The 5,350-nt window shown below is 57.3% G+C and carries 4 protein-coding genes; 2 read left to right on the plus strand and 2 right to left on the minus strand.

The window, feature by feature from the left end; translation table 11 throughout:
• Positions 1 to 223: 223 nt before the first annotated feature.
• On the minus strand, positions 224 to 1,180 hold the full coding sequence (locus tag H5U08_RS09395; RefSeq protein WP_297032414.1) for a sugar phosphate isomerase/epimerase: 957 nt from the start codon (positions 1,178 to 1,180) through the stop codon (positions 224 to 226).
• A 236-nt stretch (positions 1,181 to 1,416) separates the two neighbouring features.
• On the opposite strand from H5U08_RS09395, the gene H5U08_RS09400 reads away from it, so the two are divergent.
• Positions 1,417 to 2,709, plus strand: a complete 1,293-nt coding sequence (locus tag H5U08_RS09400) for a cellulase family glycosylhydrolase (protein WP_297032417.1) — start codon at positions 1,417 to 1,419, stop codon at positions 2,707 to 2,709.
• A gap of 299 nt (positions 2,710 to 3,008) precedes the next feature.
• Positions 3,009 to 4,406 carry an MBL fold metallo-hydrolase gene (locus H5U08_RS09405; protein WP_297032418.1) on the plus strand — a complete coding sequence of 466 codons (1,398 nt, stop codon included), beginning with the start codon at positions 3,009 to 3,011 and terminating at the stop codon, positions 4,404 to 4,406.
• A gap of 79 nt (positions 4,407 to 4,485) precedes the next feature.
• Here H5U08_RS09405 and H5U08_RS09410 read toward each other — a convergent pair whose 3' ends face one another.
• Positions 4,486 to 5,247 carry an isoprenyl transferase gene (locus tag H5U08_RS09410; protein ID WP_297032420.1) on the minus strand — a complete coding sequence of 254 codons (762 nt, stop codon included), beginning with the start codon at positions 5,245 to 5,247 and terminating at the stop codon, positions 4,486 to 4,488.
• Positions 5,248 to 5,350 lie beyond the last annotated feature (103 nt).

A 5,350-nucleotide genomic window follows, 5' to 3' on the forward strand; every position in this document is an offset into this window, starting at 1 on the left:
AGGACAACCCACCAGCGATTCATCGTCTTGACCGTTCCCATTGTCTCTCCTCCCGGAAGCAAGACGCCCAACCGTCGCGGCTCCCGGCTGATCCCGGCCGCGATAACCGCTCCGATTTACCCGACAGAACCCTTCGTCCCGATCAAAAAGGCCAGACAACCTGGCACGACGTTTCGCCCCCCGCAGCGACGAGCCCCGTTCGCTGCGCCCCGTTCAAGTCGCATCACCCGCCAAACAGCTTGAGGACGTATTCCCGCCCTTTCTGGTGAGCCTCGCGGGCTCCCATCGTGTTGGGAGATCCCTGTTCCACAGCCTGTTCGAGCACAAGATGCGGACGCACGCCCAATCGCTTGAGCTCATTTGCCAGACGAACGTAGTCGATATCACCCGGACCAAAGGCTTCGGTCCAAACTCCATCCTGCGATTGACGGAGGTGCAGCTCGCACACCCGAGGCCCGTAAAGTTTGATCACGTCGAACAGGGCCACCTGCGAATTGCCCGACCCCCGGTAAATCCAGTGCGCATCTAGACACAAACCCACATTCTCGGGGTTGGTGGCCAGCATCATATGGTGGAACTCTCGCGCCGCCATGCGAAGTTCCATGTCGTGGTTGTGGTACGCCAGCCTCAGACCGCGTTCTTTCAGAGCCGCGCCCAACCGGTCCAGGGCGCGCGCCTGGATTTCCAGTTGTTCGTCGTTCTTGTCGATGTTCGGTTCCTGCCGATTCCAGGAGATCGGGCTGGGATTGGTAACGACAAACCGAGTTCCCAGACGCGACCGTGCCTTTTCCGCAACCGCAAGGACGCGCTCGATGGACTGGTCGGCTGCCTGTGGATCGTGAAGCACAGTATTCATGTAAAACGACCGCATCTCCAGATGGTGTTTTTCCAGCAGGGGTGCCAACCTGTCCACGTCCTCCGAAGTGTTGAGAATGGGCTCGAAACCATCCAGGCCGGCAGCCGCAATCTCTGCCAGGCCCGCGTCCAGGTCGGCGTTGAAGTCTTTCTTCTCCCGGCGGTAAAAAGTGAACCATGGATACACGTTCGTGGCTACGTGAAGTTGGCTCTCTGCCGCGGCCAGATACTCACTCGCGCGTGCTGTGAGCCAGCCAGTTCCGTGCGCCGCACAAACGGCGGCGGTTCCTGCTCTCAGAAAGCTGCGTCGCGATAGCTCAGCCATTGCACGATCCTCTTTGAAGCAGTGATAATAAAATCTTCCACACAGGGCGGTCCCGCCTCTATCCAACGGGCCAGCGTCGGACAGGGCTTACCGCAAGTCCGTCATCCTAAAGTTAAAAGGAAGGGCCCGCCGCAAGGCGAAGCAGATTTTTTAGTCGGTCCAAAATATACTCGGGAAGAACCCACCCACGCAAGTCGCGGCTCCACAAGGTTCTCCAGAATGGAGGAGCACTCACCATGCAACGCACCAGTTCCGTTTCGTTTCTTGTTCGATCGCTCCTGCGGCTGACAGTGTTGGGCAGTATTCTGGTCGGAGCACTGCACCCGAGCGCAGCGGAAGAAAAGTTCCCGCCGCCGGTGGTGTCTCAGGGTTTCGGAGTCAACATTCACTTCACGGATGCCCGCCCGGGCGAAATGGAGATGCTGGCTGCTTCCGGAGTCAAATGGATCCGCATGGATTTTACCTGGGCGGCGACCGAACGAAAGCGAGGAGAATACGATTTCTCAGCCTACGAGCGGCTGATGAACTCGCTGGAAAAGCACGGCATTCGTGCCCTCTTTATCCTCGATTACGGCAATCCCCTCTATGACGACGGCCTGGCCCCCCACACCGACGAAGGGCGTCAAGCCTTCGCACGCTGGGCAGCGGCGGCCGCCAAACATTTTCGTGGCAAGGGCATTCTCTGGGAGATGTACAACGAGCCCAACATCAGATTCTGGAAACCCGAGCCCAACGTGCAGGATTACATCAAACTGGCCGTGGAAGTCGGTAAAGCCCTTCGTCGAGAAACTCCGGAAGAACTGTACATAGGTCCCGCCACATCGCGGATCGATCTGAAGTTCCTGGAAGCCTGTTTCCAGGGCGGGCTACTGGAATACTGGGATGCCGTTTCGGTGCACCCTTATCGGCAGACGCCCCCCGAAACCGTTCTTCCTGAGTATGAAAAACTGCGTCAGCTCATCGATCAATACGCCCCAGCCGGTAAAAAAATCCCCATTATTTCCGGAGAGTGGGGGTATTCGGCTGTATGGAAAAACTACGATGAAACGCGACAGGGGAAGTATCTGCCCCGCCAGTGGCTCATCAACATCAGTGCGGGGATCCCGGTCTCAATCTGGTACGACTGGCACGACGACGGCCCGGACCCAAAAGAGCCCGAACACCATTTCGGAATCGTTGCCCATCCCTATCATGCGGGGCGGGATCCCGTGTATGACCCCAAACCTGCCTACCGGGCGGCGCAAACACTGTCTCGGGTACTCCAGGGTTTCCGATTTGTGAAAACTTTGCAAGCTGAGGGAGGTGATGGGGGCCCCTGCTGGGCGCTCCTTTTTGAAAAAGACCAGAGGCCGGCCGTCGCCGCCTGGTGTCAGGAGGACGGCAGAACGGTTACCGTCCGATTGCCGATACCGCGGGGACGCTACCACGTGACAGACTGGTTGGGGCAAGATAAAGGCGTGCTTGAGGTTACATCCCAGCCGGTTGCCATACAGGTGACCGACAGCCCGACTTATCTGGTCGCCGAATGAGTGCGTCCAGGCCGGTCTCTTGCGGGCAGGAGCTTTTTCGGCAATCCGGACACCTGGATGTCCCCGGGTTGGTCCCGTCTGGTTCCGTAAGCTAAATTGGAAAGGAGCGTCCGCCCGACCGCTGGGTGAACATATGTGGTACCATCGGGCGTATCAACTCAAGCGTTCGGCAAGAGCAAGTTGCGTCTTGCTCCTGCCGATTGTTTCTATAGAGAGCCGGATGTCCCGTGTTAACAATGGTCAGCGGGTGTTGATCGTTCAGTCACGCAGTCCCGTGTGAGCACTCGTCGAGGATCCCCGTGAAACTTCAATTTCTTGGCGCAAACAGGCAGGTCACAGGGTCGCAGTACTATCTGCGAATAGGACAAACACGGCTTCTTATCGACTGCGGCATGTTCCAGGAACGACAGTATCTCGATCGCAACTGGGACTCCCTGCCTGTTCCCCCCAGAGAAATTGATGCGCTCCTTCTCACACATGCCCATTTGGATCACTGCGGCCTGATCCCCAAACTGGTTCGCGAAGGATTCCGCGGGAAGATTTACACGACGGCCGCATCAGCCGATCTTGCCGAGATCATCCTCCGCGATTCAGCCCATATCCAGGTGGAAGATGCCGCCTACAAAAAGAAGCGCCACCGCAAGGAAGGTCGCACCGGCAAACATCCGGAAATTCCTCTCTACGATGAAACCGATGTGGAGCGGGCCTTGCCGTATTTCCAGCCGATTCCTTATCACGAACCGATTCAGTTAAACGGAGTCACCGTACGCTTTTTGGACGCCGGTCACGTGCTTGGCTCCGCATTTCTCGTGCTTGATGCAGTGGAAAACGGTCGGCGGCGGCGGATCGTCTTTTCCGGCGATCTGGGCATGCGGGACCGCCCTATTCTCAGGGATCCCGAAACCATCGACCAGGCTGACTACCTGATCATAGAGTCCACCTACGGTGATCGCGAGCACGATCACGGCCCGAGCGTCATGGAACAGCTTACGCGAGTGGTCAAAGAAACCTCGGCCCGAGGAGGCCACGTCGTCATCCCTGTTTTCGCCCTTGAACGGGCACAGGAACTCCTCTTCTACTTCAGTCGCCTGTACCGCGAAGGTAAACTCCCGCCCCTGCCGATTTTTCTGGACAGCCCCATGGCGGTACGCATCACCGAGGTATTTCGACGCCATCGGGAATGTCTTGATGAGGAGACGCAGGCGCTCATTGATGCGGATGAATCACCGTTCAATTTCCCCAACCTGCACCTCGTTTCCACAGTGGAGGAGTCGAAACAGGTCAACACCATGACTGTTCCCTCCGTCATTATGGCGACATCGGGAATGTGCACCGCAGGACGAATCAAGTTTCATCTGCGGCACAACATCGTCCGGCCGGAATCGACCATCCTGTTTGTGGGCTACCAGGCGAGGGGAACGCTGGGACGGCAAATACTTGACGGTAATCCTCAGGTTCGAATCCACGGCAAGGAGTGGCCAACTCGTGCCCGGATCGAGCAAATCCACGGTCTTTCCGGTCACGCCGATCGGCCGGCCCTGCTGAGCTGGCTCTCGGAAATCAAGCAACCACCAAAATCGGTGTTCGTTACCCACGGCGAAGAAAACGCGTCGCTGGCTTTCGCCGAAACGATCCGCAACCAGTTCGGATGGCGGGCAAGCGTTCCGGAATACATGGACGAGGTGGAACTGGAATAAAGCAAGCGGGCCACGAGAAAATTGTTCCCCGCCTCGGGAAATCAAATCATCACGACATGCGGTCGATCGCTTCCTGTGATCAACTTGGAGTAACCGCCAATCCTCCAAACCGGCGCACCCGTCGGGCGTAATCGCGGATGGCCTGTCGCAGGAGGTTTTCATCAAAATCCGGCCAGCAGACGTCGGTCACCCAAAGCTCCGCGTAACTGATTTGCCAAAGTAAAAAGTTACTGACCCGCAGTTCACCGGCGGTTCGAATCAGCAAATCAGGATCGGGCATCCCGGCCGTGTAAAGATGGGCGGAGAAGGTTGCTTCGTCGATATCTTTCGGACTGAGCTGTCCTTCGGCCACCTTCGTGGCAATGGCGCGGACCGCATCGAGAATCTCGGCCCGTCCCCCATAGTTGACTGCCAAACACAGACACAGCCCGGTTTGATCAGCCGTCATTTCGATCGTTTTGTCGATCTCCCGCTGCACCTGAGAAGGAATGCCTTCCCTTTTTCCGATAACCACCACACGGACGTTGTTCTCCAGAAAGGTCTGACGTTCCTCAACGATGTATTGCTCCAACAGTCGCAGGAGAAATTCGAGTTCGCCCTTGGGCCTTTTCCAGTTCTCGCTGGAAAGGCAATAAAGCGTGAGATATTCAATCCCCAGCCGCACGCACTCCTCCACAGTGCGTCTCACAGCCGCTACACCATGGCGATGCCCTTCAATCCGCGGGAGACCACGGCGCTGAGCCCAGCGCCCGTTCCCGTCCATGATCGCCGCTATGTGACGGGGCCGCTTCTCGGGAGGGACTTCAAAGTGCGAATCACTTTTGGCTGGCGATGATTTCATGGAGCACCCACCTCTCTCACAGGACCCAATCTCTCATCAGCTTGCACATGTTGATAACTGCTCAGGGCGACGACACCGCGAAAATTTTTCTAACCCAGATTTT

Source organism: Thermogutta sp., assembly GCF_014359955.1.
In the GTDB taxonomy this organism is placed as follows: Bacteria; Planctomycetota; Planctomycetia; order Pirellulales; family Thermoguttaceae; genus Thermogutta.